Annotated in this window: 1 protein-coding gene; it reads left to right on the forward strand. The window is 58.9% G+C overall.

Going from position 1 to position 1,511, the window contains the following annotated elements; translation table 11 throughout:
• The first annotated feature begins 304 nt into the window (after positions 1 to 304).
• Entirely contained in the window at positions 305 to 1,108 is an 804-nt protein-coding gene (locus WH50_RS25515; protein WP_104156766.1) for an IclR family transcriptional regulator, read from the forward strand.
• The last annotated feature ends 403 nt before the right edge of the window (positions 1,109 to 1,511 follow it).

The raw sequence follows: 1,511 nt of genomic DNA on the forward strand, positions 1-1,511 counted from the left end.
GCGCTAACAGGTTGTTGAAAATCTATCTGCGTTGCCGAATACCGTGTCAAAAACAGGCTCACAGCCAAAGGCTGAACGTGCTTTAGCACGGCCCCGAAGGGGCGAGCGGAGCGAGTCAAATGCTCATTTAGTTCACTAAACTCCGCTTTTTCGCCTGTTTCTTGTGCCCTCGGGGTATTTCCTTGTCTCGGCTGCCTCGATAACGTTTTTCAACAGCCTGCTAAGAACCCGCTCATGATCGGCTGCACGTCAGCCAGCTCATGAGCGGGCGCTGACTCACACCCCACTGCCAAGGAGGATCACCATGTACGCCGAAGACGAACTGACCCTGCAGGACGACGATGGCCGTAATGACTATCGGGTGCCGGCACTGTTCCGTGGCCTGCTGATCCTGCAGATGTTCAATGCCCAGACCCGCACTCTGAGCATGAACGAGCTGGCCGAGGGTCTCGGTGTCACGGTGTCGGCTATCTACCGTATCGTCCACACCCTCACCGAGATGGGTTACCTGCGCAAGCTGGCGAAAAATACCTACGAGCTGGGGCCGCAGGTGGTATCCGATGGCTTCAGCTATCTGGCCAGCCGTGATCTGGTGGATATTGCAGCCCCCCATCTCAACGCACTGCGCGACCGCACCTCGCTGTCCTGCCATCTGAGCATTCGTGAGCAGACCGACAGTCTGTACATCTATCGCGCCTTCGCTGCCCAGCGGCTGTCGGTGAACATTCCCATCGGTACCCGCATTCCCTGCCACTGCACCGCCATGGGCCGCATGCTGCTGACGGGCCTGAGCCCGGCCGCACTGGATGCCCTCTATCAGTCAGTGCGTCTGGATGATCACCCGCCCCCTGCGCCGAAAACGCTGCCCGCGCTGCGGCAGATGATCAGTGATGACCGCGAGCGCGGCTGGGTGATTCACCGCTCCGACTACTCCACGGCCATTGCCCGTGGTATCTACAATCATCTGGGCGAAGTGGTGGCGGCAATCAACCTGTCCGGGCCGGAGGCGGTCATGGACGGCGAGGTCAGCCGGGAACATTTCCAGCAGGAACTGGCGCAGACCGCCGAAGCCATTTCCCGCGAGCTGGGTGGCCACAGGGCCGGCTAACCCTGCTCTGCCTGCCCGGATCTATCAGCAAGTGCGACGGCTAGCTACCCTCGCGCTTTTCCTGCTCTTTTTCTCTTGTGCTTTTTTCTCTTGCGCTTTCGCTGCCCTCGCGCCTCGCAAAGCCCCTTCCCTGCCCTGTTGAAATGTCCATTGAGGTTTGTCCTGAGCAACGTAGGCTAGTCAGCAAACAACACTAGCAGTCCGTTGAGAATCTATCTGCGTTGCCGAATACCGCGTCAAAAGCAGGCTCACAGCCAAAGGCTGAACGTGCTTTAGCACGGCCCCGAAGGGGCGAGCGGAGCGAGTCAAATGCTCATTTAGTCCACTAAACTCCGCTTTTTCGCCTGCTTCTTGTGCCCTCTGGGTATTTCCTTGTCTCGGCGGCCTCGCTGACGCTTTTCCA

The sequence above is a fragment of the Pokkaliibacter plantistimulans genome (assembly GCF_003194385.1).
Classification (GTDB): domain Bacteria; phylum Pseudomonadota; class Gammaproteobacteria; order Pseudomonadales; family Balneatricaceae; genus Pokkaliibacter; species Pokkaliibacter plantistimulans.

Excerpts from the sequence above, each read along its gene's own strand:
- WH50_RS25515 (WP_104156766.1), top strand. The coding sequence starts at position 305 with ATGTACGCCGAAGACGAACTGACCCTGCAGGACGACGATGGCCGTAAT.